The organism is Kribbella aluminosa (genome assembly GCF_017876295.1).
GTDB classification, from domain to species: Bacteria; Actinomycetota; Actinomycetes; order Propionibacteriales; family Kribbellaceae; genus Kribbella; species Kribbella aluminosa.
Genome location: NZ_JAGINT010000002.1, coordinates 2625203 through 2650571 on the forward strand (window position 1 = coordinate 2625203; position 25369 = coordinate 2650571).

Sequence of the window (25369 nt, forward strand, 5' to 3'; positions counted from 1 at the left end):
CGGTCCACCGAACGAGGAGGACAGCATGAGACAACGCCCGGTACGACTCGCGACGATCCTGGTGACGTGCGCGGCTCTTACCGCCGCCGGCGCAGTCAGTGCCCTGGCCGTGCCCGACCTGAACGCGAAGGAGCTGACGATCTGGGCCGTCGCGCCGCAGCAGACGGTGACCAAGCAGACCGACGAGCAGGACAAGTACAACCAGGCGCACGGCCGGCCGACGCCGACGCCCGAGTTGCTCCAGCCGACCCTCGACAGCAGCCTGGCCGCGTACAAACCGCTCGGGAAGAACAAGCTGAGCGGGACCTACAACTGCGGCGCGTCCGACGTGCTCGCGGCGCTGTCCAAGGACTGGGTGAAGGAGTTCACCCAGCTGTACCCGAAGGTGAAGATCAACCTCGATCCGCCGTACGCCGGCAGCCTCGGTGCGCTCGCGCTGATCGACGGCAAGCTCGACTGCGTGTTCGTGTCCCGGGAACTCAAGCCGTCCGACGACGTGGCGTTCCGGGCCAAGTTCGGCTACGGCCCGACGTCGATCCCGATCTCCGGCGGCAGCTACCGGCACTTCGGCTTCCTCGACTCGATGGGCTTCGTGGTGAACGCGGCGAACCCGGTCAACCGGCTGTCGTTCGACCAGCTCGACCGGCTGCTGTCCACCACCCACAACCGCGGCGGTACGCCGATCCGTACCTGGGGCGACCTCGGGCTGACCGGGGAGTGGAAGGACAAGCCGATCCACATCTACGGCATCCAGCCGTGGAACGGGTTCGAGGAGTTCGTCCGCGAGCGGGTGCTCGACTACAACGGCAACCGTGGCGAGTGGCGGGCCGCGGGTACCGATCCGCAGGTCTCCTGGGACACGACGGTCTTCAAGCAGGCCGAACACGTCGGCAAGGACCCGTACGGCATCGCCTACACCGGCATGGCGTACGTCGACCAGCCGGTGAAGGTGCTGTCGCTGAGCAACCACGACAACGATCCGGCGTACGCACCGACGTACGAGAACGTCGCGTCGGCGCAGTACCCGCTGAGCCGGCTCGTCTACCTGAACCTGAACAAGGCGCCGGGCCGCGCGATGGACCCGGTGATGAAGGAGCTGATCAAGTTCGTCATCAGCAAGCAGGGGCAGCGCGTCGTCGGCAACCAGGGCGTGTTCCTCCCGCTTCGCGGCTTCCAGAGCGCGGCGTCCGCGCAGCAACTGCGATCCCTGCCCTGAGCGGACAGCGGCTCGACGGCTGTCCCGGCGCGCGCCGGGACAGCCAGGGAGCTCAGGCGTCGCGGCGCAGCACGAGGACCAGCGACAGGGCGAGGGGAAGCACGGCGTACGCCACGCAGATGAGCAGGCCCTGGAGCAGACTCGGTGAATTGGGCGGCGGTGCCGGGGTGCTGATGAGGGCGTTGCCCGCCGACCAGAGGTTCCACTTCGTGGGCCACGTGGCCCAGTCGGAGGTACGGGCGGCCACCACCGGGAGGATGAAAACGAGAGCGAACAACGTGCTGATCGCGCCGGCGGTATGCCGGATCAGCGCCCCGAGACCGACACCGAGCAGGGTCAGGGTGAGCAGGTACGCGGTGGCGCCGAGGACCGCTCGGAGTGCCCCCGGCGAACCGAGTGAGACGTCCAGGTGTTCTCGATGCAGACCGGCTTGCGCGACGAAGAAGCAGGCGAAGGCGAGCACGCCGCCGGCAACGATCGCGGTCGTCGCCGTGACCGCGGCCTTGGCCAGCAGTACGGCGAGGCGGCGCGGTACGGCGGTGAACGTCGTACGGATCTGCCCGGTGGTGTACTCCGAGGTGATCGCCAGCGCACCGAGGACTCCGAAGGCGAGCTGGGCGAAGGCGAGACCGTCGAAGCTGAGGTTCACCGGGTCGAAGGCGAGCTTGTCGGCAGGGGAGAGGGCAGCGTAGCCGGCGGCCCGCCCGGTCGCCGAGAACAGCGCCCCGGCGATCGACACGGCCGCGGCGGCGAGCAGGCTCAACGGCGTCGAGCGGACGGAGCGGAGTTTGGTCCACTCGGAGGCGACGACGGGGATCATCAGTTGCTCCTGAAGTCGGAGTCGGCGAGGTCGAGGTAGACGTCCTCCAGGGACCGTCCGTCGCGGGTGAACTCGGCGAGCGGCCCGTCCGCGATCAGCCGGCCGCGGCCGAGCACGACGAGGTGGTCGGCGACGAGCGCCATCTCGCTCATCAGATGGCTGGACACGAAGACGGTCCGGCCCTCGCCGGCGAGGTCGCGGAGCAGTCCGCGGATCCAGCGGATGCCTTCGGGATCGAGGCCGTTCATCGGTTCGTCGAGCAGCAGGACGGCCGGATCACCGAGCAGCGCCGCCGCGATCCCGAGCCGTTGCCGCATTCCGAGGGAGAACCCGCCGACCCGGCGGCGGGCGACGTCGGTCAGCCCGGTACGCCCGAGCACCTCGGCGATCCGGCGCCGCGGGATCCGTCCGGCCTGGGCGGTGCAGAGCAGGTGGTGGTACGCCGACCGCCCGCCGTGCAGGCCGTTCGCGTCCAGGAGCGCGCCGACTTCCCGTAGCGGTTCGCCGAGTGCGGCGTACCGGGACCCGTTGACGAGCGCCGTGCCGGAGTCGGGCCGGTCCAGGTCGAGCAGCAGGCGGAACGTCGTCGACTTCCCGGCGCCGTTCGGGCCGAGGAACGCGGTCACCCGTCCGGGCCGCACGGTGAGGCTGAGGTCGTCGACGGCCCGCGCCGATCGGTAGCGTTTGCTGAGGTTGGTCAGTTCGATCATGACTTCAGCCTGGATTCCGGCACCGGGCCGGGGCATCTGGCCGGAGGCGGATCCCGGAGTTGCTACCTCTGTCCGGAGATATCTGTCCTGAGGATGATGACCGGCGTCCGTCGCCCGCCTACCGTCGTGTCCATGGCCTTCCAACTGACCCGGATGCGTCCGCTGCAGCTCGCCGTCCTGGAGTGGATCCCTGCTGGTCTGTACGGCGTCCTCGCCTGGGCGCTGGCGCACAGAGGTCCGATGGCCCCGGCTCTGGTGGGGAGCGCTGCGGCGGCAGTGGCGTTGGCCCTGGTAAGTCTGCGGCCGGCGTGGTCGTTGGGGTGTGGTCTGGTGCCGCTGGCGTTGTCGCCGTTCGAGCCGTCCCTCGGCTTCGTCGCCGTGCCGTTGGTCTGTCTGGCCGTGTTCCGGCTCTCGGACCGTCGGCGATCGCTCGTCGCGGTGGTCGTCGCCGAGGCCGGTGTCGTAGCGACCGCCTTGCCGGACTTCCGCCGGTCCGGTGGGATCGTGCCGTTCGGTGCGATGGTGCTGGGCGCCTGGATCGTCGGGCGGATGGCCGCGCGGTACCGCCGTCAGTCGGAGGAACTTGCCCGGCAGCAGGAACGGATGCGGATCGCTCGCGAACTCCACGACATCGTTGCCCACAGCATGGGTGTGATCACGGTCCAAGCGGGCTACGGCAGCCTGGTGATCGACGAACAGCCGGCCGCGGCCCGGGCCGCGCTGGCGACCATCGAGCAGACCGGTCGGCAGACACTGGCCGAACTGCGCGGTCTGGTCGGCGTCCTCCGGTCCGACGAGCAGCTCGAGCTCGCGCCGACGCCCGGCCTCGCGCAGCTGGACGAACTCGTGACCCAGACCGCGAAGGCAGGCGTCCGGGTCAACCTGACCGTCACCGGCAGCTCGGCCGGGATCCCGGCCGGGATCGGGCTTTCGGCGTACCGGATCGTCCAGGAGGCCCTGACGAACGTCGTGAAGCACGCGTCGACGCCGTCGGCCGACGCAACCGTCGACTGCGGCGCCGACGCGTTGTCGATCGAGGTCGTCGACCACGGCGCCGGCTGCCCGGACCGTCCGCGGCCGGGCCACGGCCTCACCGGGCTGGGGGAGCGAGTCGCGCTGTACGGCGGCAGCCTGCACGCGGAACCCCTTCCGGACAAGGGCTTCCGCGTCCTTGCCCGGATCCCGCTCGGGGTGGAGGCGTCGTGACCATTCGCGTCGTGATCGCGGAGGACCAGGAGCTGGTCCGCGCCGGCCTGAAAGGCATCGTCGGCACCGCCCCGGACCTCACGGTGGTCGGTGAGGCCGGCGACGGTGCGGCGGCGATCGAGGTCGCCGCCTCGACCGGTCCGGACGTGGTGCTGATGGACATCCGGATGCCCGGCGTCGACGGGCTCGAGGCGACGCGGGTCATCACCCGGTCCTCGCCGGCGCGCGTCCTGATCCTGACCACCTTCGACCTGGACGACTACGTGTACGCCGCCCTGCGCGGTGGCGCGAGCGGCTTCCTGCTGAAGGACACGCCGCCCGCCGACCTGCTGGCGGCGATCCGGGTGGTCGCGGCCGGCGACGCGCTGCTCGGGCCGTCGATCACGCGCCGCCTGATCGACAAGTTCGTGGAGCCGGCCGCGCCGTCCGGCGGACAGCGACTTCCGCCGGTCACCGGCCGCGAGCGCGAGGTACTGCTACTGATCGCGGACGGACTGTCCAACGCCGAGATCGCCGCGTCGCTCCACATCGAGGTCGGCACCGTCAAGACGCACGTCGCCCACCTGCTCACCAAGCTGGATGCCCGCGACCGTGTCCAGCTCGTCATCCTCGCGTTCCGCGCCGGCCTGGCCCGCACCGGGTAATTCGGTCCCCGCGACCTCGCCGGCGCCGTACCGATCCGGCAGGAACAGCCGGAAGACGGCGGGTGCGGCCGACGCCACGACCAGCCGGCCGCCCATCGACTCGGCGAGGTTCCGGGCCAGCGCGAGACCGATGCCCGATCCGCTGCCATTACCGGAACGCTGACCGCGGCGGAAGATGTCCGGGACGTCGGCGCCGATGCTGCCCTCGTCCTGGACGTCGACGGCGGTCGTGTCGAGGACGTCGCGGGCCGCGACCCGGACCGTGCCGTGCCCGTGGGTGCGGGCATTGTCGAGGAGTACGTCGAGGATCTGCCGGCCGTTCGCGAGCGGTACGGCGCGGAGTTCGACCTGGTCCTCGATCGTGAAGACGAGTCGGCGGCCGCGCTCGGCGAGCAGGCCGTGCCAGCGGTGCCCGGTCTCGGTGAACAGTTCGCCGATCGTGCCCAGTGGACCGTGCGGTTCGTCGGCGGGGAGCTGCGACAGTTCGAGCACGTCCTGAACGGTTCGCTGCAGCGCTCCGGTCTGCTGCAGGGCGTCGTCGACGGCGCCGCGGGTGTCGGCGTCGGGGTCGGTCTGGGCGGTCTCGAGGGTCAGGCGGAGCCCGGCGAGCGGAGTTCGCAGCTGATGAGCGGCGTCGGCGGCGAAGTGCCGGGCGTGGTCCAGCACGTGGCCCAGGCGCTCGACCATGGTGTTCTGGGCGTTGGCGAGGGCGTCGACCTCGGCGATGCCGGTCGGGGTCGCGCGGGCGGACAGATCGCCGGCGGCGACGGCGTCGGCGGTACGGGCCAGGGACTCGAGCGGGGCGCTCAACCGCCTGGCCTGCCAGGTCGCGACCGTGACACCGATCAGCAGGGCGACGACGGCACCACCGAGTACGGCGAGCCAGGCGAGCACGATCCGGGTCCACACCGCGCTGACCGGCGAAGAGGCGCGGACCACGCCGATCACCGCCTCGGACGATGCGACCGGTACGGCGACGACCAGCGAGCCGGCGGCTTCGCCCTGGACGACGTGCCCGGCGAGACCGGCTCGGGTGCTGTCGTCGGCGACCTGTGGTCCGGTGCCCGCACGCAGCCGGAGCGTCCGGTCGTAGACCGCGAGCTGTCCGTCGGTCGTGGGCCGCGGCAGCTCGACCGGGTCGTTGGCGGCGAAGTCGGGGCCGACCTGGACCGCGGCGGCCAGGGCGGCGCGTTCGAGCTCGGCGCGTTCGTCGGCGAAGAACGAGATCCGGATGCCGATCGCCAGCGGTACCGCGACCAGGATCAGCGAGACCAGGGCGGCCGCGAGCGCGACCCGGACGACACGACGCCGCATGTCACCATCATGCCGGGGCGTCAGCCGTGCCGCGCAAGGTTTTGCCGTCCTCTAACCTCGGTCGGATCGGACGCTTACCCGCCAGTTCCTAGCCTCGAACGAATGAAGATACTCGCGCTCTCCCTCGGTGCCGCCGTACTTCTGACCGCCTGTGGTGGCGGCGGCTCTGCTGGCTCATCGGCTGCGCCGCCCCCGGTGACACCGACAGCCTCCACTCCCGCACCGTCGACGCCGGCGACCCAGCCGGCACCGTCGGCCCAGCCTTCGAAGCCGGTGGCCACGGAGTCCAATCCGCCGGGTGACATCCCGGACAACCAGGCGTACGTCGCGTTCCAGGGCGCCGGCTTCGCGGTGAAGGTGCCGGAGGGCTGGGCACGCACGGTGACCGGTACGACGACCGCGTTCACCGACAAGCTGAACCGGATCGAGACCACGCCGTCCAGCATGTCCGCGGCGCCGACGCCCCAGTCGGCGCAGACCACGGTCGTCGCGGAACTCAGCCGGAGCGTGCCGCGGTTCGCGATGGGCAAGGTCAGCGAGATCACCCGGTCCGCGGGCAAGGTCGTGCTGGTCACGTACCAGGGCGACTCGGCGCAGGACCCGGTGACCGGCAAGGTCGTCCGCGACGCCTTCGAACGGTACCTGTTCTACCGAGGCGGCAAGCAGGTCGCGCTGACGCTGGTCGGGCCGGCGAACGCCGACAACGTCGACCCGTGGAAGACCGTCTCCGACTCGTTCCGGTGGGCCTGATGACCGACGACGTGTTGTGGTGCCACGACCTGTACCGGTTCTATCGCTCCGGTGACGAGGAGACGCTGGCGCTGCGCGGCGTCAGCCTGCGGGTCGCCCGCGGCGAGGTCGTTGCCGTGGTCGGACCGTCCGGCTCCGGCAAATCGACGTTGCTCGCCTGCCTGGCAGGGCTGGACGAACCGGACGGCGGCGCGGTGACGCTCGGCGGTGAACGGGTCAGCCACCGGCCGGAGGCCGAGCGTGCGCGGATCCGCAGCCGTCGCCTCGGCGTCCTGCTGCAGTACGGAAATCTCGTCACACATCTGTCGGTGCGGGCGAACATCCAGCTGGTCCAGGCCCGGGCCAAGGGCGAACGGCCGGCGCCTGACGACCTGCTCGAGCAGGTCGGGCTGCGGGAGCGGGCGTCCGCACTGCCCCGTGAGCTGTCCGGCGGAGAGCTGGCCCGCGCGGGCCTTGCGGTTGCGTTGAGCAACGATCCCGACGTACTGCTGGCCGATGAGCCGACCGGTGAGCTCGACGGCCGGACCGAGCAGGTCGTCCTGGACCTGATCCGGGCCCGCGCCGGCGACGGCCGCGGCGTTCTGCTGGTGACACACAGTCCGGCGGTGACCGGGATCGCGGATCGCGTGATCACCTTGTCCGACGGGAGGATCGCGGCATGACGCTCGTTCGGTGTACGGAGGCCGCCCGCACCTTCGGTCAGGGTGATCAGGCAGTGGTGGCGGTGCATGGCAGCACCTGTGCGGTCGAGCCGGGTGCGCGGATCGCGATCACCGGCTCGTCCGGCTCCGGAAAGTCGACCCTCCTGCATCTGCTGGCCGGCCTCGAAACCCCGACCGGTGGAGCGGTCGAGTGGCCGGAGCTGGGAAACAGTGCGGCGGAGCGTTCGCGTGACATCGCCGTCGTCTTCCAAGGACCCAGCCTGTTGCCGGCGTTGACCGTGGCGGAGAACGTCGGCCTGGCCGCCGTACTCACAGGCGTTTCCGAGACCGAGGCCGATCGGCGCGCGGCCGCCGCGATGGAGACGGTCGGCGTCGCCATGCTGACCGATCAGCTCGCCGACACGCTGTCCGGTGGGCAGGCGCAGCGGGTGGCCATCGCCCGCGCGATCGCCCTCCGGCCGCGGCTGGTACTCGCCGACGAGCCGACCGGGCAACTCGACGGGGAAACCGGCGCGCACGTTCTCGACGTACTGATGGCGGCTGTCGCCGAGACCGGCGCTGCGCTGGTCGTGACGACGCATGATCCGGCCGTCGCCGGACGCCTTGGTGAGCATTGGCAGATGAATGACGGCCGGCTCGTGGTGCCGGCCCGGGAAGGTGTCCGATGATGACGCTCTGGTTGCGCGGCCTGGTTCAGCGCCGGGCGTGGCGGTTGCTGGCAACTGCGGCGGGTGTTGGTCTGTCCGTGGCGCTGATCGCCGCGATCGGCGCGTTCCTGACCGCCTCCAAGGCGACGATGACGGCTCGCGCGGTGGCGACGGTCGCGGTCGACTGGCAGGTCGAGGTACAGCCGGGCGGTGACCCGGCAACGGTGCTCGCCGCGGTGCGGCAGGCTCCGGGGATCGCGCAGGCGCTGCCGGTCCAGTTCGGCCGTACGACGGGATTCCAGGCCGCGATCGCCGGATCGACGCAGTCCACCGGGCCGGGCGTCGTCCTGGGGATCCCGAAGGACTACCGCGCCACGTTCCCGGGCGAGGTACGGCAGCTGACCGGGCGATCGGACGGCGTCCTGCTGGCGCAGCAGACCGCGGCGAACCTGCACGCGGCGCCCGGCGACACGATCCGGATCGGCCGGCCAGGACTGCCGCCCGTGTCGGTGACAGTGGACGGCGTGATCGACCTGCCGCAGGCCGACTCGCTCTTCCAGAAGGTGGGCGCGCCGCCGCAGTCGCAACCGTCCGCGCCACCCGACAACGTCCTGCTGCTGCCCGCCGACCGCTTCGCTCAGCTGATGGGCCCGGTCGCCGCCGTGGACCCGCAGGCGATCAGGACCCAGGTCCACGCGAACCGTACCGCGGCGCTGCCGCATGCTCCGGCGGCCGCCTATACCTCGGTCGTTGGGGCCGCCCACAACCTGGAGGCGGCGTCGACGGGATCGGCCGTGGTGGGGGACAACCTGGCGGCGGCGCTCGACGCGGCGCGGAGTGACGCGGCGTACGCGCAGATCCTGTTCCTCTGCCTCGGTCTGCCGGGCGCTGTGCTGGCGGCATTGCTGACCGCTGCGGTGGCCGGATCCGGAGCCGTCCGGCGACGGCGCGAACAGGCGCTGTTGCGGGTCCGCGGATTCGGGATCCGCCGGGTTGTCGGCCTGGCCGCGCTGGAGGCCGGGCTGGTCGGCGTTCTCGGCGGACTGCTGGGCGTGCTCGTGGCGGCGATCGTCGGGCGTACGGCGTTCGGCAGTACGTCGTTCGGCGCCGGGACGGGGGCTACGTTGCTGTGGTTCGGCATCGCGTTCGGCGTCGGTCTGGTGATCGCCGGGCTGACGGTGCTGCTGCCCGCGGTCCGTGATCTGCGCGGCAGCAGTGTGGTCGCCGCGCGCCGTCAGGTCGACCGGGCCCGCAATCCGTTGTGGATGCGTCTCGGGCTCGACTTCATCTGCCTGGTCGTGTCGCTGCTGGTGTTCCGTGCGTCGAGCGGCAACAACTACTCGCTGGTGCTCGCGCCCGAGGGCGTACCGCAGATCTCGGTGTCCTACTGGGCGTTCTTCGGGCCGGCCTTGTTGTGGATCGGCGGGGCACTGTTGCTGTGGCGGCTCGCGTCGCTGGCGCTGGCGCACGGGCGCGGCGCGTTGACGGTGCTGGTACGGCCGCTGACCGGACCGCTGGCGCGGACGACCGCCGCGAGCATGTCCCGGCAGCGCACGCCGCTGGTGCGTTCCGTCGTACTGCTGGCGCTGGCGATCTCGTTCGCGGTGTCGACGGCGACGTTCAACGCGACGTACCGGCAGCAGGCGGAGGCCGATGCACAACTCACGAACGGCGCGGACGTCACCGTCACCGAGTCGCCAGGAGTCGTCGCGGGACCGGGCGCCGGTACTGCACTGGCCGCGATCCCCGGAGTACGCAAGGTGGAACCGCTGCAGCACCGGCTCGCGTACGTCGGGTCGGACCTGCAGGACTTCTACGGCGTACGGCCGGACACGATCGCCGGCTCGACCGCGTTGCAGGACGCGTACTTCGTCGGCGGTACGGCGCGGGCCCTGCTGCAGAAACTGGCCCAGCGGCCGGACTCGATCCTGGTCAGCGACGAGACCGTGAAGGACTTCCAGCTGTCGCCCGGGGACCTGATCCGCCTGCGGCTGCAGGACAGCCGGACGAAGGGCTTCCGGACCGTGGCCTTCCACTATGCCGGGATCGTGAAGGAGTTCCCGACGGCGCCCCGGGACAGCTTCTTCGTCGCGAACGCGGCGTACGTCGCCAAGGCGACCGGTAACGATGCGATCGGGTCGTTCCTGGTGGACACCGGCGGCAAGAACCAGGCGGCGGTCGCGGCCGCCGTACGCAGCAAGCTCGGCGACTCCGCGAAGGTCACGGACCTGACGCAGGTCCGGGCGCAGGTCGGGTCCAGCCTGACGTCGGTCGATCTGGCCGGGCTGACCCGGTTCGAGCTGGCGTTCGCGGTGCTGATCGCGGCCGGTGCGGGTGGTCTGGTCCTGGCCCTCGGGCTGGCCGAACGGCGTCGTACCTTTGCGATCGCGACCGTGCTCGGGGCTCGCCGCGGGCAGTTGCGCGGGTTGGTGCTGAGCGAGGCGCTCGCGGTGACGATCGGCGGCCTGATCGGCGGTGCGCTGGTGGCGTGGGGGCTGTCCGGGATGCTGATCAAGGTGCTGACCGGCGTGTTCGATCCGCCACCGTCGACGGCGGCCGTGCCGTGGCCGTACCTTTCGGCGACGCTGGTGGTCGCGGTGGCGGCGATCGCGGTCGGTGCGCTGGCGAGCGCGCAGGGGTCGACGAGACCCGCGGTCGAGGAGCTGCGGGAGCTGTGACTCAGCTTGTCCTCAGTTGGGCGGTCCTACGGTCGGGGGTGTGAAATCCACGGCCGAACGTACTCCGGTGGTCATCGTCGAGGACGATGACCGGATCGGGCGGTTGCTCGAGCGGGCGTTGACGGGGAACGGGTACGAGTCCTTCTGGGCGCGTACCGGGCGGGCCGGTCTGGCTGTTGCGCGCCGGGAACAGGCCGAGGTCGTCCTCCTGGACCTCGGCCTCCCCGACGCGGACGGGGTGGATCTCGCCCGGCGGTTGCGGGCCGAGCTGCCGGGGCTCCTGCTGGTGATGCTGACCGCGCGCGGCGAGGAGATCGACATCGTGTCGGGTCTGGACGCCGGGGCGGACGACTACCTGGTCAAGCCGTTCAGCCTGACCGTGCTGCTGGCGCGGCTTCGGGCGCACCTCCGCCGTCGCCCGGCGCCGCGCGTCGAAGGCCCGGTGGCGATCGCGGACCTGACCGTGGACACGGCAGCACGGCGCTGTACGGTCGCCGCCGCCGAGCTGCCGCTGCGGCCGAAGGAGTACGAGCTCCTGGAAACCCTGGTCCTGAACGCCGGTGCGGCGCTCTCCCGCGAGGACCTGATGGCGACGGTCTGGGACGAGAACTGGTACGGCTCCACGAAAACCCTCGACGTGACGATCGCGGCTCTACGTCGCCGACTGGAGTCGGCCCGCGACGCCGTACCGTCGCTGCGGCTGCCTACGGTGTCGACGCTTCGCGGCCACGGGTATCGCTTGGATCCGCCCGCCACCCACTGAGCAGGTGCACCAGCGTGGCGAGCAGGCACAGCCAGGTCACCGCCACCGTCCACCCCGCCAGTACGTCGGTCGCCCAGTGGTAGCCGAGGTACACGCGGCTGAGCCCCATCGCGACGCTCAGCACGACAGCGACCGCCGTACCGGCGATCTTCAGTGCCCGGGACACGCCCGTGTACCAGAGCAGCGCTGCGAGCAGCAGGAAGAACACTGTGCCGCTCAGCGAGTGCCCCGACGGGAACGAGAACCCGTTGCTGACCGTGCCGAGGACGATGCTCGCGTCCGGCCGATGCCGGCCGATCAGCACCTTGAGGGCGTACGTGAGGATCGCGGCACCCGTCATCCCGGCGGCGAGGACGACGGCAGGTCGCCAGCGGTGGGTGCGAAGCCGGATCAGGCCGGCGGCGATCACGGTGAGAACAGTGAGCACCGGGACCTGGCCGACGAAGGTGATCGCCCGGGCGAAGAAGCTCAGCACATCGGTGCGGTGGGCAACGAAGTTCGTGGTCAGCTGCGGGTCGAAGGCGGCGAGGCCGTCGCCTTCCACCGCTGCGTCCGCCTGGACGACGAACGCCAGCGAGCCGAGGACAGTCAGTAGCAGACCGGCGGTGGTACGTGGTGCCACGTGCACAGATCAGCCGCCGTCGGGGTCGAGGCGGTAGCCCATGCCGCGCTGCGTCTGGATGGCGTTGCGTTCGAAGGGCGCGTCGAGTTTGAGGCGCAGGTACCGGATGTAGACCTCGACGACGTTCGGATCGCCCTCGAAGGCCGGGTCCCAGACGCTGTCCAGGATCTCGGCCTTGCTGACGGTCTCGCCGCGATGCCGCATCAGGAACTCGAGCAGGCCGTACTCGCGGCGGGTCAGCACGACCTCCTGGCCGGCGCGTTCGACGCGGCGCCGGACCGGGTCGAGGGCCAGGTCGCCGGCGGTCATCACGACCGGGCGTTCGGGGGCGCCCCGCCGGATCAGCGCGCGCAGCCGGGCGACCAGCACGATGAAGCTGAACGGCTTGGTCAGGTAGTCGTCGGCGCCGAGGTCGAACGCGTCGGTCTGGTCGTAGTCGCCGTCCTTCGCGGTCAGCATCAGCACCGGCGACCAGACGCCGCGTTCGCGGATCTGCTCGAGCACCTTGTAGCCGTTCAGTTTCGGCAACATGATGTCGAGCACGATGACGTCGTACGCGTTCTCCGTCGCGGCCCAGACGGCGTCCTCGCCGTTGTGCACGACCTCGACCACGAACCCGTCCTCGGTCAGCCCGTGCCGAACCGTCTCGGCCAGGGGGACCTCGTCCTCGACAATCAGCACCCGCATGGTTCCAGTGTCCTGCCAGGTTGCTGAGAGCAACCTGAGTCAGCGTGTCGGCAGCGGCAACGTGACCGTTGCGACGGTTCCCTGTGAGGCTGCCGGGGCCAGTGTGACGGTTCCGTGATGCGCTTTGGCGATCTCCTGGACGATCGACAGGCCGAGCCCCGAGCCGCCGCTGGCCCGCGCCCGGCTGGTGTCCAGCCGGACGAAACGCTCGAAGACCCGCTGCCGGTCGCTCTCCGGGATCCCGTCGCCGTCGTCCTCGACCGTGACGACCGCGCTGCCGTCCTGCTCGGTCGCGCTCAGTCGTACCGTGCTGTGCGCGGCGGTGGCGGCGTTGTCCACCAGGTTGCGGATCAGCTGGCTGAGCCGCAGCGGATCACCGACGACCCGGACCGGCCGTACGTCGGACTGCACCTCGAGCCGCTGAGCCGCCCGCAGCCGCCGGACCTCGGTGTCGAGCAGATCGTCCAGGTCGACGTCGGCGCGGTGCAGCGGCAGTGCGGCGTCGTCGGCCTTCGCGAGCAGCAGCAGGTTCTCCACCAGCCGCTGCATCCGGACGGCCTCGCCCTTCATCAGCTCGTGCAGCCCTTGCCACGCCTGCCCGCGGGATGTCGGTTCGATCACGTCCAGGCCGGCCGACACCGTCGCGAGCGGTGACCTGAGCTCGTGGCTGGCGTCGGCGACGAATCGGCGCTGGTTCGCCTGGCCGGCCTGCAACCGGTCGAGCATCTCGTTCATGGTCGCCGCCAGCCGGGCGATCTCGTCGTCGGTCTCCGGCACCGGGACGCGCTCGGTCAGATCGCTCGACTCGATGCCCTGCACCCGCGACCGGATCCGTTCCACCGGACGCAGCGCCTGCCCGGTGAGCATCCAGCTCGCCGCGCCGACCACGATCAGCAGAACCGGGAACCCGAGCAGCAGGTACTGCGTGACCGTGGCAACGGTCGCCCGCTGTGTCTCGACCGACGACGCGACCACCGCGGTGTACGTCGTACCGCCGTAGTCGACGCCGCGGGCAACGATCAGGTAGTCGTGATCGTCGTCCAGCAAGGGCATTTCGCCGACCTCGGCCCGCAGGACCGTACCGGCGGCCGGCCGCAACCGGGTCAGCGGAACCGTGTCCGCCCGCGCCGACGACGCCGCGACGACCCGCCCGGAACTGTCCAGCACCTGCACGATCTGGCTCGCCCTCGTGGTCCTGGCGAGATCCGCGCTGAGGTTGTCGACACCTTCGTCGCTGACCTGCGACGCGACGTCGGAGACCCGCACGTTGGCGGCATCGGAGGCCGCGCTGATCAGCCCCCGTTGCAGGAGCAGCAGCAGTACGCCGGCCCCGAGCGCCATCGCTGCCGCGACGACGACCACCGCGGCCGCGGTCGATCTGCTCCGCACGGTGGCTCGGCGGAGCCAGGAGATCGCCGGCAAACTGACAGCTCCTTCCGAGAGACCCCTGGCCCAGTGTCGGCCGTCCTGCCTGAGCATCTCCTGAGACGTCCAGCTCGGCACGTCCGACTCAGCACGCTCTCAGTGCGAGGTGCCTAGCGTCGAAAGGGTGACATCCGAAGATCACGGCCCCACGACGCTGTCCGGCTGGGGCCGCACGATACGCCGGAGGTGTGAGGTGCGGCGACCGACGTTCGACGGCGGGCTGGTCGAAGCGGTCCTGGACACGCCGCGGCTGACCGTGCGCGGTGCCGGGAAGAGCTACGGCGACGCCGCGCTCCCGGGCGAAGATGCCGGTGACGTGCTCGACCTGACCGCGTTCGACCGGATCGTCTCGTTCGACGAGGGCGACGGTGTCGTGATCGTCGAGGGCGGCGCGCTGCTGAAGGACGTGATCGACCAGACCCTCCCGCTTGGCTGGAAACTCCCGGTGGTTCCCGGGACCGAGCGGATCACGATCGGCGGCGCGATCGCGTCGGACGTCCACGGTAAGAACCATCCGGGCGCGGGTTCGTTCGGCCAGCACGTGCTGTGGATCGCCTTGCTGCGTTCGGACGGCACGATCGCCCAGCTGTCGGCAGGCCAGGACGCGGACGGGTTCTGGGCCACGATCGGCGGTATGGGGCTGACCGGCGTGATCCTCCGGGCGGCCATCCAGCTGCAGCGGGTGGACACCGGCTGGATGATCCGGAACCGCCGCCGGACCCGTTCGCTGGACGAGACCGTCGCGGCGATGCAAGCGGGCGAGACCCGGCAGGAGCTCGATCCGGAGCGGCATGTCGTCGCCTGGCTGGACGCGCACACCCACGGCGCGAGCCTCGGCCGCGGCATCGTCGACGAGTACTACGGTGCCTCGACGCTGGACCTCCCGGGCGCCGTCGCGCCGTTCCCCGAGAACAGGTCGTCCGGCAGCCGGCACCCCCGATCGCTGCCCGGTCCCGGCGTGGTGACCGGCGCGACGATCGCCGCGGCGTCGGCCGCGCGCTGGCACCTGAGCAGGTCCGGGAACTCGCAGCTCGTCGCGATGCGCTCCGCGTTGTGCCCGCTCGATCGCGCCGACGGCTGGCCCGCGGCCTTCGGGCGGAGCGGGCTGGTGCAGTACCAGTTCGCCGTACCGCCGGAAGAGATCGGCACGATCCACGAAGTACTCGCGTACCTCGGCACCCACGGGCTGACGCCGGCGCTGGCGACGTTGAAGAACCTCGGCTTCGGTACGGCGGGCGCGCTGTCGTTCCCGATCCCGGGCTGGACGCTCGCGGTCGATCTCCCGGCGCGCCGGCTGCAGCCCGGCACCATGCACCCGATCGACAAGCTGATCGCGGGCGCCGGCGGCCGGGTGTACCTGGCGAAGGACGCGGTCACCGACCCGGAGCTGATCCCGTTGATGTACCCGCGGTTGCCGACCTGGCGACGTACACGGCAACGGCTGGACCCGGCCGGGCGCTGGACGTCCGGGCTGGCCGAGCGCCTCGGACTGCTGTCATGACCGCGGGATCGGTCCTACTTGTTGGTGGCTCCTCCGAAATCGGGATGGCGGTACTGATGCAGTTGCTCGGCCCAGCGCCGCGGCAGGTGATCCTGGCCGGCCGCCCGAGCGGCGAGCTCTGGCGGAACGCCGAGAAGCTCCGTGAGGCCGGGTATCCGGTGGACACGGCGGAGTACGACGCCGCGCTCGACACCGGCGAGCTGGACGGGATGCTCGACAAGGTCTGTGCGGAACGCCCGCTGGAGCTGGCGATCGTCGCAGTCGGATCGATGGCGACCACCTCCTTCGCGGAGGGGCTGCTGGTGAACGGTACGGCGATCTCGCTGCTGCTGCAGGCCTTGGTACGGCGGAAGCCCGAGCAGGTCGTGCTGCTGTCCTCGGCGGCTGCGGTCCGGCCGCGGGCGTCGATCGCGGCGTACTCGCTCGGCAAGCAACTGGCGGACTCGACCGCGCTGGTGCTGGGGCGGCAGTCCGACGTGCGGGTTCTCGTCGTACGGCCTGGGTTCGTGACGACGCGGATGACGGCCGGGCTGTCGAAACCGCCGCTGGCGACGACACCCGAGCGGGTGGCCCGGCGGGTCGCGGCGGCGATCGAGCTGCGCAAGACCGTTGTCTGGGTACCAGGCGCGATGAGTCTCGCCGTACGGGTGCTCAACCTGCTGCCCCGCAAGCTCCTTCCGGCGGCCTGGCGATGAAGATGAACCGGAAGCGGCGGCGCTTGCGTAAACGGTGGATCGCACTGGCCATCTGCCTGTTGCTGGTGGTCCCCGCGGTCTCGTACGTCCGCGCGCTGCTCTACCCGGGCAACGCGAGCTTCAGCGTGCGGACCGTCGAATGGTTCCGCGACCACGGCGGCGGCGGTCTGATCGACGCGATCGAGACCTGGAAGTACTCGCACCAGCAGCCACCCGCAACCGGCGCACCGATCGATGTCACCACGCCCGCGACCGTTCCGGCTCCGACGACCGGTCGGCCAGGGGTGCGCCCGACGTCCACCGGGTTGCCGGCCGTCCACTTGCTGCCGGGTATCCCCGCGCTTCCACACGAGGGCGCCTGGTCGGTGGCGAGGCAGTCCACGACCGGCGTACCGCTGATCTGGACGAACTGGTTCCGCGTCGACCCCGGCCACCTGCCGGTGACGGCCGCGGCCGCGCTCATGCCGCGCAACACCTACCACCTGCACCTGCAGCCCGGCACCCGCGAGCCGACCGTCGGGATGCAGTCCAAGACCGGGTACTCCGTGCCACAAGCCGACCGGTCGGCCCTGGTGGCGACGTTCAACGCCGGGTTCAAGATGAACGACTCGCACGGCGGCTGGTGGACGACCGAGTCCGCCGCCGTACCGCTGGTCGACGGCCGCGCGTCGGTGGTGATCTCCCGCGACGGCTCGGCGCGGATCGGTACCTGGAACCGGACGGTACGGATGACGAAGGACGTCGTCGCGGTCCGGCAGAACCTCGATCCGGTGATTGCCGACGGCCAGGTCGTGCCCGGGCTGACGGTGAACGCGAACGGTCGCTGGGGAACGGTCAAGAGCCAGTTCCAGTACACCTGGCGGTCCGGTCTCGGAACCGATGCCAACGGCAACTTGATCTACGTGGTCGGCAGCAAGCTCACGCTCGCCACGCTGGCGGCGGCGATGCACCAGGCCGGCATCGTGCAGGGCATGGAACTCGACATCCACTCGGCGATCGTGAGTTTCGGCATCGAGCAGCCGGGGCCGAACGGCACGGTCACCGGGCACCGCCTGCTGCCGTCGATCAGCTCTCCGGCCAACCGCTACCTGGTCGACGACCAGCGTGACTTCTTCTATGTGACGGCGAAATGACCAGCGTTCAGACACCAGTTCCCGTTGTCCAGCAGGAGGGTACGGCGCGCGCCCTGCTGCGGCTGAGTCGGCCGCAGCAGTGGCACAAGGCCGTGATGCTCTTCGCCGCGCCGGCTGCTGCCGGTGCGTTGGAGTCGCCCGGCATCGTACTGCGGGCTGCGATCGCAGCTGCCGGGTTCATCCTGCTGGCGGTGGCGATCTATGCGTTCAACGACATCCGGGACGCGCCCGACGATCGGCGGCATCCGCGTAAACGGCTCCGGCCGGTCGCCTCCGGTGCGTTGAGCCCGCTGGTCGCGGCGGTGTTCGGCGTCACGTCCGCCCTGCTGGGGCTTGCGATCGTGAGCGGTCTTGGCTGGCAGACCTTCGCGCTGGCGGCGGCGTACCTGATCGCACAGGTGCTGTATGTCTCCGGGCTGAAGCATGTCGCCGTGATCGATCTGATCATCGTCGCGCTGGGTTTCGTACTGCGGGCGGCCGCTGGTGGGACGGCTACCGGGCTGCCGGTGTCGCATTGGTTCCTGCTGGTCTCGTTGTTCGGCGCGATGTTCCTCGTCACCGGCAAGCGCAAGGCCGAGTACCACGCGGCCGGCAACGCGGTCAGCCGTCCGGTCCTGGCGGCGTACTCGAGCTCTTGGCTCGACCAGGTGATGACCGTCGCACTGCTCGGGACCGCGATGTCGTACGGGATGTGGGCGTTCCAGTATCTCGGCCACGACGTGTACCGCGAACTGCTCGCGATCTCGTTCCTCCCGTTCTTCACCGGGCTGCTGCGGTACGCCCTCCTGGTCTCGACCGGGCGCGGTGAGGAGCCCGAGCACGAGATCTTCCGCGACCGGGTGCTGCTGGTCGCCGGGCTCAGCTGGGCGGCGCTGCTCGGGGTCGGGCTGTACTGCGCTTGATACGCGCCACGTAGTACCGTAGTCGGATGCAGGCCAACGACTCCCAGACGCTGGTGCTCTCGGTGCTGGCGGACGGCCCGAAGCACGGCTACGCGATCAACAACGCCATCGAGGAGCTGACCGGCCAACGCCTCGGCGCCGGCAGCCTGTACGGCGCACTCACCCGCCTGGAGGCCAAAGGCCTGATCGAAACCCTCGAAGAGCAGGGCCGCCAACGACCCGTCCAACTCACCCCCACGGGCCGCGAGCTCCTGGAGAAGGAACTGCGGGCAATGGCGCGGGTCGCAACCGCCGGCCTCCGCAGCCTTGGGGTGCACCTCACGTGAACCGCAGGCAACGAGGCGCCGGGCCCGGAGCTGCACGCGATGGCGCCGACGGTGATTCGAACACCGTCGGCTCGCCGAACGCGGACGTGACCGGGGCGCGGCGGGGTTTTGGAGACGGAGCCGCGGGTGATGGTGGCGGCGGTGGTTCGAACGGCGTCCGGTCGTCGAACGCGGATGGGACCGGGCCGGGGGTCGGGGTGCGACGGGTTCGGTGGGGTCCTGGGTGGTTGTTGGTGCGGTTTTATCCTCGGCCGTTTCGGGAGCGGTGGGGGGCGGATCTGACGGGTGAGGTGGATCGGGCGGGGTGGCGGGGGATGCCGCAGCTCGTTTGGGCGATTGTGGGGATGTGGCTGCATCCGGCGATCTGGCCGGCCGACTCGATGGTCGAACGCCGGCGCCGGGTCGCCGCGCTCACGGTCGTCGTCACGGCGGCTGGGTGGTTGACGGCACACGCCGTGCTGGAGCTGACCGGCGCGGTGCCGCGGGCGCTGGCGCACTCGTGGATCCTCACGGTCTGCGACACGATGACGTTCCTCGGGTTCCTGCTCGCGCTGCCGATTCCCCGGCTGCGCTCGATCGTTCAGTTGGCGGTCCTCGCGGCCCGGCGGATCGCCGTGCCGGTCGCACTCGGCGCGGGCGTGGTGGTCGCAGTGCACCGGGATCTCGCCGTACCGGCCGTGGTGAAGCTCGCGGTCGTCGCCGCCTGGTGGCTGGCGTTGATGCTGATCGCCGGCCAGGTGATCCGCACCGTCGCGGACGTCGATCTCGCGGCGGTCGCGGTACCGAGCCCACGCCGCCTCCGCCTCGGCCTGTGGACGACCGCCGCGGGCCTCGCGGGAAGCGGCCTGACCATCCTGATGCCTGCGCTGGCCGGCACCGGCGACCTCGCCGGCGTGCTCGGCGGTTGCACTGTCCTCGCACTCGCCGCCGCCGTGAACGGCACGGTCCGCGACCTCGCCGAGGTCCGAACCGTCTAAGCCTGGATCCGTGGAAGTGCCCGCGATTCCAGCGGTTCACCCCTGAGCTTGTCCGTTCGCCGCTTGCATACCACCAGCGAACGGGCCAACTCGCAGGTTAACCCACCATATGGAGCCTGCCGGATCGAGGACCACTTCAGGTCCAGCAGCACCAGCGCGGCAAGCGGCTCCACCCCCGGTGTCGCGGACACCATTCAAGAGGTTCACCCACCACCTTGCCCCTTCACCAACGGCATGCGGCGGGTGAACGGGCAACGTGCGAGGTGAACCCCTGAAGTGGGGGGCTCTTCTGCTCGATGTGCGGGTGGTTGTCCCGGTTCGGGGTCGTGAGACGGGTCGTGGTGGGTGGGACCTGTGGATCGTGGGGGTGGCGGATCGCCAGGCCATCACAGTTGGCGTCGGGTGGATCGTGGCACGCTCAGGAGTGCTGCGGTCGCGCAGTTGTGATGGCCTGGGGATCCGGGGGCCGGCCAGGTGATCGACCTCGGTCCGGGCGGTCAGCGTGGCGCGGTCAGCGTGGCGTCCGGGTACGTGGTGCGTAGGGTGTCGATGGTGGCCGGCGGGGCGTTGCGTACGGCGTGGTCGAGGAACGTCGTGACGTAGTCGTTCTGGATCGTCAGCGCCCGGCGGCCGTCGATGCTGCCGAGGCCGATCAGGCTGCGCAACGGCCGGCCCAGGAAGTACAGGTCGTAGTCGGTGAAGTTCAGGTGGTGGGCGCCGGAGACCACGACCAGCCAGTGCGGGCTCGTGCTTGCCTTCAGCAACTGTGTGGCGGTCGCCTGTTCGCCGCCCTGGTCGGTGGCCTTGGAGCCGCAGGTGCCGGTGGTGCAGGAGTCCTCGGCGCCGAGGATCATGAACGGCTTCGCGAGCCCGGTGCCGACGACCTGGCCGAACTGCGTGCCGTCGAGGTCGACCGCGCCGGCGCAGCGCGGGTCCACCCGGCATGCCTCGAGTGATGACGCTCCGCCGAACGAGTGCCCGACGTACGCCACCTTCGGCTCGATCTTCCCGCCGAACTGCCCGGTCCCCCCGAGCGCGACCACCTGCCCGGCGACGAACCGCGCGTCCGTCGCCCACTCGGTCGCCAGCCGGTCGCCGGTCCGCTGGCTCTCCCCGGTGTGCCCGCCGGCATCCGGGGGATTGCCCTGGGAGTTGCTCGTGACGGCCTGCCCGCCGAGCACGGTCAGGTTCGCGCTGTACGTCGGCGTGAGCCCGGCGACGACGTACCCGTGACTCGCGAGGCTCTCGGCCAGCGCGCTGTACTGCGGTGCGGCGAACCCGAGGCCCGGCTCGAGAACGACGACCGGGAATCGCCCGCCGGCCACCGCGGCGCCGTCGATCGAGCGCACCCGGATCTTGCCGAAGTCGGTCTCGAACCAGCCGGCCGGCGCGCCGAACGCGAGCTTCGACCAGAGCCCCGGGGTGTACGCCGGATGCGCGCCCTGCGCGTCCGCCGGCGCCGGGTACCACAGCCAGACGGACAGCCGGCGCGGTCCGTGGTGCGGGTCGAGCGGATCGGCGCGCCCGGCATCGACCCACTCGAAACTCGTCCGGCCGACCTGGTACTTCCCGGTCAGCTCGGGCAGCACCACCTGCCGCGCACCGAACGCCGCCATCGCCAGCATGTACCAGGCCAGCAGCACCATCACGCTGCCGATCCCGATCAGTACCCGTCGCAACCACCGATGTCTCCGCATGACGGCCATAGTACACGCTGCGTACTACGCGACACGTACCAGTTCGCTCAGTTTCTTTTCAGGCAACCGCCAGTAGCGTCGCCGCCATGAGGCGGCTTGTGCGTGGCGTGGGGGCAATGCTGCTCGGGTTCCTGTCCCTTGGCGCGGCGGCGCAGGCGTCCGCCACTTCTGGTCCGGTGCACGCCACCTCCGGCTCGGCGCAGGTCGTGCTGGTTGGGGTGGATGGGCTCAAGTGGTCCGATGTGTCGGCTAGTGGGACGCCGAATCTCTGGCGGCTGGTCGGGGAGTCGGCGGTGGCGGCCGTGTCGGTGCGGACGGTGGATGTGGTCGGTTGTGCTGCGGATGCCTGGCTGACGTTGAACACCGGCGTACGGACGGCGGCGCCGCGGGGTGAGAGCGGTGGCTGCGTTGCTCCGGGCGGGTTGGTCGCGCGGGGGAGTGTGTCGCGGTGGTCCGACATCGAGATGCTGGGGACGCAGTCGTCGTACGACCCGGAATTCGGACTGCTGGCCGCGGGGGCCGCCCAGCGCGGGTGCGCGACGGCGGTCGGCCCGGGGGCGGGTCTTGCGCTCGCTGATGCCCGCGGCCAGGTCGCGCACTACACAGCACAGTTGCAGGGTGCTGATCTGAACGCCTGTCCGCTGACGGTCGTCGATCTGGGCGGCGGTCCGTTGGCTGCCGTGGACGCGGAGATCGGCAAGGTGCGCGCCGCCGTGCCGTCGGCTGAGCTAGTGATCGTAGGTCTGCCTGACGGAACGGCGCCGCATCTGCAGGCGTTGCTGGTCCATGGGGGTGGGAATGGTCTGCTCGATGCGAACTCGACCCGCCACCGCGGACTGGTACAACTCACCGATCTGACGCCGACCGTGCTCTCGGCGCTGGGGGTCGCCTCGCCTGATCGAGCCGTCGGTTCGGTACTGCGGACCGAGTCCGGGGCGCCGCGTGATCCGCAGGCGCTGGTCCAACAGCTCGGGCAGTTCGATCGTGCGGCGCAGACGATTGATCGCAACGTCACGGCGTTCTACTGGCTCGCCGGTGTTGGTGCGCTGGTTGCCAGCGGTCTGCTGATCGCGTTCGGGCGGTCGCGCTGGCTGCTCCTCGTCAGCGCCTCGTTGCCCGTAGCATCGTTCCTGGCGAATCTCCTGCAGTGGTGGCGATTCTCCGCCGCCTCGCTGGTGCTGTGGATCGGCGTGATCGGCTGGGCAGTCATCGTCGGCACGGTGGCCAGGTTCGGTCCGTGGCGGCGGCAGCGGCTCGGGTCGGCAGGGTTCGTGGCCGCGGTGACGGCGGTGGTTCTGGCGGCCGACGTGGTGACCGGGTCGCGGTTGCAGCTGTCCAGTCTGTGGGGGCTCTCGCCGCTGGACGCGGGACGGTTCTACGGGGTCGGGAACGTCGCCTTCGGTGCCTTGGCGATGGCCGTTCTGATCAGCGGTGCGTGGGTCGCAAGCGTGCTACCCCGGCGCTGGGCGGTGTTGTGCGTCGCCGGAATCGGATTGGCCGCGGTGGTGGCGGACGGATGGCCGTCGTACGGCGCGGACTTCGGGGGAGTGCTGGCGCTCGTACCAGGCGTCGCCGTCCTGGTCGTGGCGGTCGCCGGGATTCGGGTCCGCGCCCGGTGGGTGCTGATCATCGGCGCGGGAGCGGTCGCGGCCGTCGTGGGCATCGCGCTGCTCGACTGGTCGCGAGGATCAGGCCGCCGTTCGCACCTCGGCAACTTCGTGCAGCAGGTGTTCGACGGAACTGCCGGCAGCACCCTGCACCGCAAGGTCGACGCCAACGTGCAGTCGTTCGCCGGCCGGCCGTGGCTCGCCGTACTGGTCGCACTCGTGGTCCTGCTCACCGCCGTGCTGGTGATCCGCCCGGAACGACTTCGGGCGGCTCAAGTCCTCAACACCGAACCGGTCCTCCGGCCGTGTATCGCGGCCTGCCTGGTGACCGCCGTGGTCGGGATGGCGGCCAACGACTCGGGCGTCATCGTGCTCGGGATCTGTTGTGCCGTGGCGCTTCCGCTGCTCGTGCACGCTATGCGGGATTCGGCGACGCAAGACCCGCGTCGTACGCGAATATGACTGCCTGAACCCGGTCCCGGGCGCCGATCTTCGCGAGTACGCGGCCGACGTGGGTCTTCACCGTCGACTCGGACAGGTGCAGCCGGGCGGCGATCTCCGGGTTGGTCCAGCCGCGGCCGATCGCGATCAGGATCTCGCGCTCGCGGTCCGTCAGTGTCCGGAGCCGCCCGCCGTCCGGGGCCGCGCCGGGCAGCTGGTACGCGTACGTGTCGAGCAGCCGCCGGGTCAGTGCGGGCGCGATGATCGCGTCGCCGGCCGCGACCGCGCGGATACCGCCGAGCAGCTCCTCGGGCCGCGCGTCCTTCAGCAGGAACCCGCTCGCCCCGGCCCGGAGCGCCGCGTGCGCGTACTCGTCGAGGTCGAACGTGGTCAGCACCAGGATCCGCGAGCGATTGCCGCTGGCAACGATCCGGCGGGTGGCCTCGATACCGTCCATGCCGGGCATCCGGATGTCCATCAGCACCACGTCCGGGTGCAGCTCGGCGGTCCGCCGGACCGCTTCCGAACCGCTCCCGGCCTCGCCCGCGACCTGCGTCTCCGGGACGGACTCGAGCAGGATCCGGAGGCCGAGGCGCTGCAGCGGCTGGTCGTCGACGATCAGGACCGTGGTCATGGTGTCCTTTGCGGGGCGAGGTCGAGCTCGGTCTGCACGCGCCAGCCGCCGGCCGGGGTCCGGCCGGTGCGCACGACACCGCCGTACAGCGCCGCCCGCTCCCGCATGCCGATCAGACCTTGCCCAGGAGCGGACTCAGCAGTCGTTTCAGGGGTCAGCGGTACGTCGACAGGCCCGGTGTCCTCGACCTGGATCCGGAGCCGCTGCTGCACGACCTCGAGGGACACCCGCGCATCGGTGTCCGGGCCGGCGTGTTTGAGCGTGTTCGTGAGCGCTTCCTGGACGATCCGGTACGCCGCCAGCTGGAGACCGCGGTCGGCCGGGAACTCGCCCGCGGTCCGGTAGCTGACCCGCGGACCGGCGGCCCGGAACCGTTCGCAGAGCGCGTCGACGTCCGCGATCCCGGGCTGCGGGCTGAGCTCCGGTACGGCAGTCTCGTCGCGCAGCGCACCGAGCGTCCGCCGGAGGTCGTTGAGCGCCTCGCGACCGGTCTCGCCGATCAGCGTCAGCGCCTGCGCGGTGCGCTCCGGATGCACCCGGACCGCGTACGCGCCGCCGTCCGCGAGCCGGATGATCACCGACAGGTTGTGGCCGAGGATGTCGTGCATCTCGCGGGCCACCCGGGCCCGTTCGCCGGCGACCGCGAGCAGCGTGCGCTGGTCGCGTTCGATCTCCAGCCGGGCGGCCCGGTCCCGGAGCGCGGCGAGCTGTGAGCGCCGGATCCGGACCACCAGGCCGAGCGCGATCGCGGCGGTCATCGCCATCACCAGGAAGAACGCGATCTCGGCGACCGACACGATCCCCGCGATCCGGATCACCGCGAACGTGAACGCCGCGATCGTGATCGCCGACGCCCAGAGCAGCCGGCGCAGCGAGCTGTGCAGCGTGAGGCTGTAGAGCGCGATCAGCACCGCGACGTCCGCCCGGAGGAACACCAGCAGCGACCACTGCACGACGAAGGCGGCCGCCGTCAGGACGAACGCGGTCATCGGTGCGCGCCGCCGTACGAACAGCGGCAGCATCAGGCCGGCCTGGAGCGCGATCATGCCCCAGCGGGGCAGCTCCGTGAAGACACCTGCCACTTCCCGGGGATCGCCGCCGCGGAACTGGTCCGGGACGCAGAACAGCAGCACAGCACCGACCACCACGAGCGTGTCGAGAACCCACGGGCGTGCGCGATCGGCGCGGCGGAGCCGCCGGGCGACCTGGCTGAGGCTGACCACCCAGGGGTGGCGCCACAGCGGATCAGGGTCGACCGGCGGCATCTGTCCACCAAGCGCCGTCGTCACGACTCCATTGTGACCGTCGATGT

General features: G+C 70.7%; 23 protein-coding genes and 1 pseudogene. 15 read left to right on the forward strand and 9 right to left on the reverse strand.

Annotated features, from left to right (window positions below; genetic code table 11):
* Positions 1 to 25: 25 nt before the first annotated feature.
* Positions 26 to 1216, forward strand: a complete 1191-nt coding sequence (locus tag JOF29_RS33875; RefSeq protein ID WP_209698440.1) for a PstS family phosphate ABC transporter substrate-binding protein — start codon at positions 26 to 28, stop codon at positions 1214 to 1216.
* Between the two features lie 52 nt (positions 1217 to 1268).
* On the opposite strand, the gene JOF29_RS33880 is transcribed toward JOF29_RS33875, so the two are convergent.
* A complete protein-coding gene (locus tag JOF29_RS33880) occupies positions 1269 to 2036 on the reverse strand; it encodes an ABC transporter permease (protein WP_209698441.1) in 768 nt (255 codons plus the stop codon).
* Complete coding sequence (locus tag JOF29_RS33885) at positions 2036 to 2746, reverse strand: ABC transporter ATP-binding protein (RefSeq protein ID WP_209698442.1); 711 nt, start codon at positions 2744 to 2746, stop codon at positions 2036 to 2038. The genes JOF29_RS33880 and JOF29_RS33885 overlap by 1 nt, the downstream gene beginning before the upstream one ends.
* Before the next feature lie 132 nt (positions 2747 to 2878).
* Between JOF29_RS33885 and JOF29_RS33890 the strand changes: the two genes are divergently transcribed.
* Entirely contained in the window at positions 2879 to 3952 is a 1074-nt protein-coding gene (locus tag JOF29_RS33890) for a sensor histidine kinase (protein WP_209698443.1), read from the forward strand.
* Positions 3949 to 4596 (forward strand): response regulator, encoded by a 648-nt coding sequence (locus tag JOF29_RS43925; protein WP_307863825.1) that lies wholly within the window; start codon positions 3949 to 3951, stop codon positions 4594 to 4596. Before JOF29_RS33890 ends, JOF29_RS43925 begins: the two co-directional genes overlap by 4 nt.
* Positions 4597 to 4641: 45 nt before the next feature.
* Here the strand turns inward: JOF29_RS43925 and JOF29_RS33895 are convergent.
* Positions 4642 to 5910, reverse strand: a pseudogene (locus tag JOF29_RS33895) (sensor histidine kinase); the annotation flags it as partial.
* Positions 5911 to 6012: 102 nt separating this feature from the next.
* On the opposite strand from JOF29_RS33895, the gene JOF29_RS33900 reads away from it, so the two are divergent.
* The 5 genes from JOF29_RS33900 to JOF29_RS33920 are packed head-to-tail and all read left to right on the forward strand — an operon-like array spanning position 6013 to position 11410.
* On the forward strand, positions 6013 to 6660 hold the full coding sequence (locus tag JOF29_RS33900) for a hypothetical protein (protein WP_209698445.1): 648 nt from the start codon (positions 6013 to 6015) through the stop codon (positions 6658 to 6660).
* A complete protein-coding gene (locus tag JOF29_RS33905) occupies positions 6660 to 7322 on the forward strand; it encodes an ABC transporter ATP-binding protein (protein WP_209698446.1) in 663 nt (220 codons plus the stop codon). The genes JOF29_RS33900 and JOF29_RS33905 overlap by 1 nt, the downstream gene beginning before the upstream one ends.
* Positions 7319 to 7990, forward strand: coding sequence for an ABC transporter ATP-binding protein (locus JOF29_RS33910; RefSeq protein ID WP_209698447.1), 672 nt, complete (start codon positions 7319 to 7321; stop codon positions 7988 to 7990). Before JOF29_RS33905 ends, JOF29_RS33910 begins: the two co-directional genes overlap by 4 nt.
* Positions 7987 to 10647, forward strand: coding sequence for an ABC transporter permease (locus JOF29_RS33915; RefSeq protein WP_209698448.1), 2661 nt, complete (start codon positions 7987 to 7989; stop codon positions 10645 to 10647). Before JOF29_RS33910 ends, JOF29_RS33915 begins: the two co-directional genes overlap by 4 nt.
* A 40-nt stretch (positions 10648 to 10687) precedes the next feature.
* Positions 10688 to 11410 (forward strand): response regulator transcription factor, encoded by a 723-nt coding sequence (locus JOF29_RS33920; protein ID WP_209698449.1) that lies wholly within the window; start codon positions 10688 to 10690, stop codon positions 11408 to 11410.
* Here JOF29_RS33920 and JOF29_RS43930 read toward each other — a convergent pair.
* Genes JOF29_RS43930 through JOF29_RS33935 form a run of 3 tightly spaced genes read right to left on the reverse strand, consistent with a single transcriptional unit; the run spans position 11352 to position 14141 of the window.
* Entirely contained in the window at positions 11352 to 12032 is a 681-nt protein-coding gene (locus JOF29_RS43930) for a phosphatase PAP2 family protein (protein ID WP_209698450.1), read from the reverse strand. The two genes, JOF29_RS33920 and JOF29_RS43930, sit on opposite strands and share 59 nt — an antisense overlap.
* Before the next feature lie 9 nt (positions 12033 to 12041).
* Positions 12042 to 12719, reverse strand: a complete 678-nt coding sequence (locus JOF29_RS33930; RefSeq protein WP_209698451.1) for a response regulator transcription factor — start codon at positions 12717 to 12719, stop codon at positions 12042 to 12044.
* Positions 12720 to 12758: 39 nt separating this feature from the next.
* The gene (locus tag JOF29_RS33935; protein WP_209698452.1) at positions 12759 to 14141 is read right to left on the reverse strand and encodes a sensor histidine kinase; all 1383 of its coding nucleotides are present in this window, start codon (positions 14139 to 14141) and stop codon (positions 12759 to 12761) included.
* A 127-nt stretch (positions 14142 to 14268) separates the two neighbouring features.
* Between JOF29_RS33935 and JOF29_RS33940 the strand changes: the two genes are divergently transcribed.
* The 6 genes from JOF29_RS33940 to JOF29_RS33965 all read left to right on the forward strand — a co-directional run bounded on the left by JOF29_RS33940 (position 14269) and on the right by JOF29_RS33965 (position 19678).
* On the forward strand, positions 14269 to 15645 hold the full coding sequence (locus JOF29_RS33940; RefSeq protein ID WP_209698453.1) for an FAD-binding oxidoreductase: 1377 nt from the start codon (positions 14269 to 14271) through the stop codon (positions 15643 to 15645).
* Positions 15642 to 16340 (forward strand): SDR family NAD(P)-dependent oxidoreductase, encoded by a 699-nt coding sequence (locus JOF29_RS33945; protein ID WP_281067453.1) that lies wholly within the window; start codon positions 15642 to 15644, stop codon positions 16338 to 16340. Before JOF29_RS33940 ends, JOF29_RS33945 begins: the two co-directional genes overlap by 4 nt.
* Before the next feature lie 23 nt (positions 16341 to 16363).
* Entirely contained in the window at positions 16364 to 17473 is a 1110-nt protein-coding gene (locus JOF29_RS33950) for a phosphodiester glycosidase family protein (RefSeq protein ID WP_209698455.1), read from the forward strand.
* Positions 17470 to 18375, forward strand: a complete 906-nt coding sequence (locus JOF29_RS33955) for a decaprenyl-phosphate phosphoribosyltransferase (RefSeq protein ID WP_209698456.1) — start codon at positions 17470 to 17472, stop codon at positions 18373 to 18375. Before JOF29_RS33950 ends, JOF29_RS33955 begins: the two co-directional genes overlap by 4 nt.
* Positions 18376 to 18401: 26 nt before the next feature.
* Positions 18402 to 18701 carry a PadR family transcriptional regulator gene (locus JOF29_RS33960; protein WP_209698457.1) on the forward strand — a complete coding sequence of 100 codons (300 nt, stop codon included), beginning with the start codon at positions 18402 to 18404 and terminating at the stop codon, positions 18699 to 18701.
* A gap of 314 nt (positions 18702 to 19015) precedes the next feature.
* Positions 19016 to 19678 carry a hypothetical protein gene (locus JOF29_RS33965; protein WP_209698458.1) on the forward strand — a complete coding sequence of 221 codons (663 nt, stop codon included), beginning with the start codon at positions 19016 to 19018 and terminating at the stop codon, positions 19676 to 19678.
* A 497-nt stretch (positions 19679 to 20175) separates the two neighbouring features.
* Here JOF29_RS33965 and JOF29_RS33970 read toward each other — a convergent pair whose 3' ends face one another.
* Complete coding sequence (locus JOF29_RS33970) at positions 20176 to 21375, reverse strand: alpha/beta hydrolase family protein (protein WP_209698459.1); 1200 nt, start codon at positions 21373 to 21375, stop codon at positions 20176 to 20178.
* A gap of 86 nt (positions 21376 to 21461) precedes the next feature.
* On the opposite strand from JOF29_RS33970, the gene JOF29_RS33975 reads away from it, so the two are divergent.
* Positions 21462 to 23444: a hypothetical protein gene (locus tag JOF29_RS33975; RefSeq protein WP_209698460.1), complete on the forward strand. Its 1983-nt coding sequence runs from the start codon at positions 21462 to 21464 to the stop codon at positions 23442 to 23444.
* On the opposite strand, the gene JOF29_RS33980 is transcribed toward JOF29_RS33975, so the two are convergent.
* Together JOF29_RS33980 and JOF29_RS45690 are read right to left on the reverse strand one after the other, a co-directional pair.
* Positions 23398 to 24057, reverse strand: a complete 660-nt coding sequence (locus JOF29_RS33980) for a response regulator (RefSeq protein ID WP_209698461.1) — start codon at positions 24055 to 24057, stop codon at positions 23398 to 23400. The genes JOF29_RS33975 and JOF29_RS33980 overlap by 47 nt on opposite strands.
* On the reverse strand, positions 24054 to 25346 hold the full coding sequence (locus JOF29_RS45690; protein WP_209698462.1) for a sensor histidine kinase: 1293 nt from the start codon (positions 25344 to 25346) through the stop codon (positions 24054 to 24056). Before JOF29_RS45690 ends, JOF29_RS33980 begins: the two co-directional genes overlap by 4 nt.
* Positions 25347 to 25369 lie beyond the last annotated feature (23 nt).

Excerpts from the sequence above, each read along its gene's own strand:
- JOF29_RS33875 (WP_209698440.1), top strand. The coding sequence starts at position 26 with ATGAGACAACGCCCGGTACGACTCGCGACGATCCTGGTGACGTGCGCG.
- JOF29_RS33880 (WP_209698441.1), bottom strand. The coding sequence starts at position 2,036 with ATGATCCCCGTCGTCGCCTCCGAGTGGACCAAACTCCGCTCCGTCCGC.
- JOF29_RS33885 (WP_209698442.1), bottom strand. The coding sequence starts at position 2,746 with ATGATCGAACTGACCAACCTCAGCAAACGCTACCGATCGGCGCGGGCC.
- JOF29_RS33890 (WP_209698443.1), top strand. The coding sequence starts at position 2,879 with ATGGCCTTCCAACTGACCCGGATGCGTCCGCTGCAGCTCGCCGTCCTG.
- JOF29_RS33900 (WP_209698445.1), top strand. The coding sequence starts at position 6,013 with ATGAAGATACTCGCGCTCTCCCTCGGTGCCGCCGTACTTCTGACCGCC.
- JOF29_RS33905 (WP_209698446.1), top strand. The coding sequence starts at position 6,660 with ATGACCGACGACGTGTTGTGGTGCCACGACCTGTACCGGTTCTATCGC.
- JOF29_RS33910 (WP_209698447.1), top strand. The coding sequence starts at position 7,319 with ATGACGCTCGTTCGGTGTACGGAGGCCGCCCGCACCTTCGGTCAGGGT.
- JOF29_RS33915 (WP_209698448.1), top strand. The coding sequence starts at position 7,987 with ATGATGACGCTCTGGTTGCGCGGCCTGGTTCAGCGCCGGGCGTGGCGG.
- JOF29_RS33930 (WP_209698451.1), bottom strand. The coding sequence starts at position 12,719 with ATGCGGGTGCTGATTGTCGAGGACGAGGTCCCCCTGGCCGAGACGGTT.
- JOF29_RS33945 (WP_281067453.1), top strand. The coding sequence starts at position 15,642 with ATGACCGCGGGATCGGTCCTACTTGTTGGTGGCTCCTCCGAAATCGGG.
- JOF29_RS33955 (WP_209698456.1), top strand. The coding sequence starts at position 17,470 with ATGACCAGCGTTCAGACACCAGTTCCCGTTGTCCAGCAGGAGGGTACG.
- JOF29_RS33960 (WP_209698457.1), top strand. The coding sequence starts at position 18,402 with ATGCAGGCCAACGACTCCCAGACGCTGGTGCTCTCGGTGCTGGCGGAC.
- JOF29_RS33965 (WP_209698458.1), top strand. The coding sequence starts at position 19,016 with ATGCCGCAGCTCGTTTGGGCGATTGTGGGGATGTGGCTGCATCCGGCG.
- JOF29_RS33970 (WP_209698459.1), bottom strand. The coding sequence starts at position 21,375 with ATGCGGAGACATCGGTGGTTGCGACGGGTACTGATCGGGATCGGCAGC.
- JOF29_RS33975 (WP_209698460.1), top strand. The coding sequence starts at position 21,462 with ATGAGGCGGCTTGTGCGTGGCGTGGGGGCAATGCTGCTCGGGTTCCTG.
- JOF29_RS33980 (WP_209698461.1), bottom strand. The coding sequence starts at position 24,057 with ATGACCACGGTCCTGATCGTCGACGACCAGCCGCTGCAGCGCCTCGGC.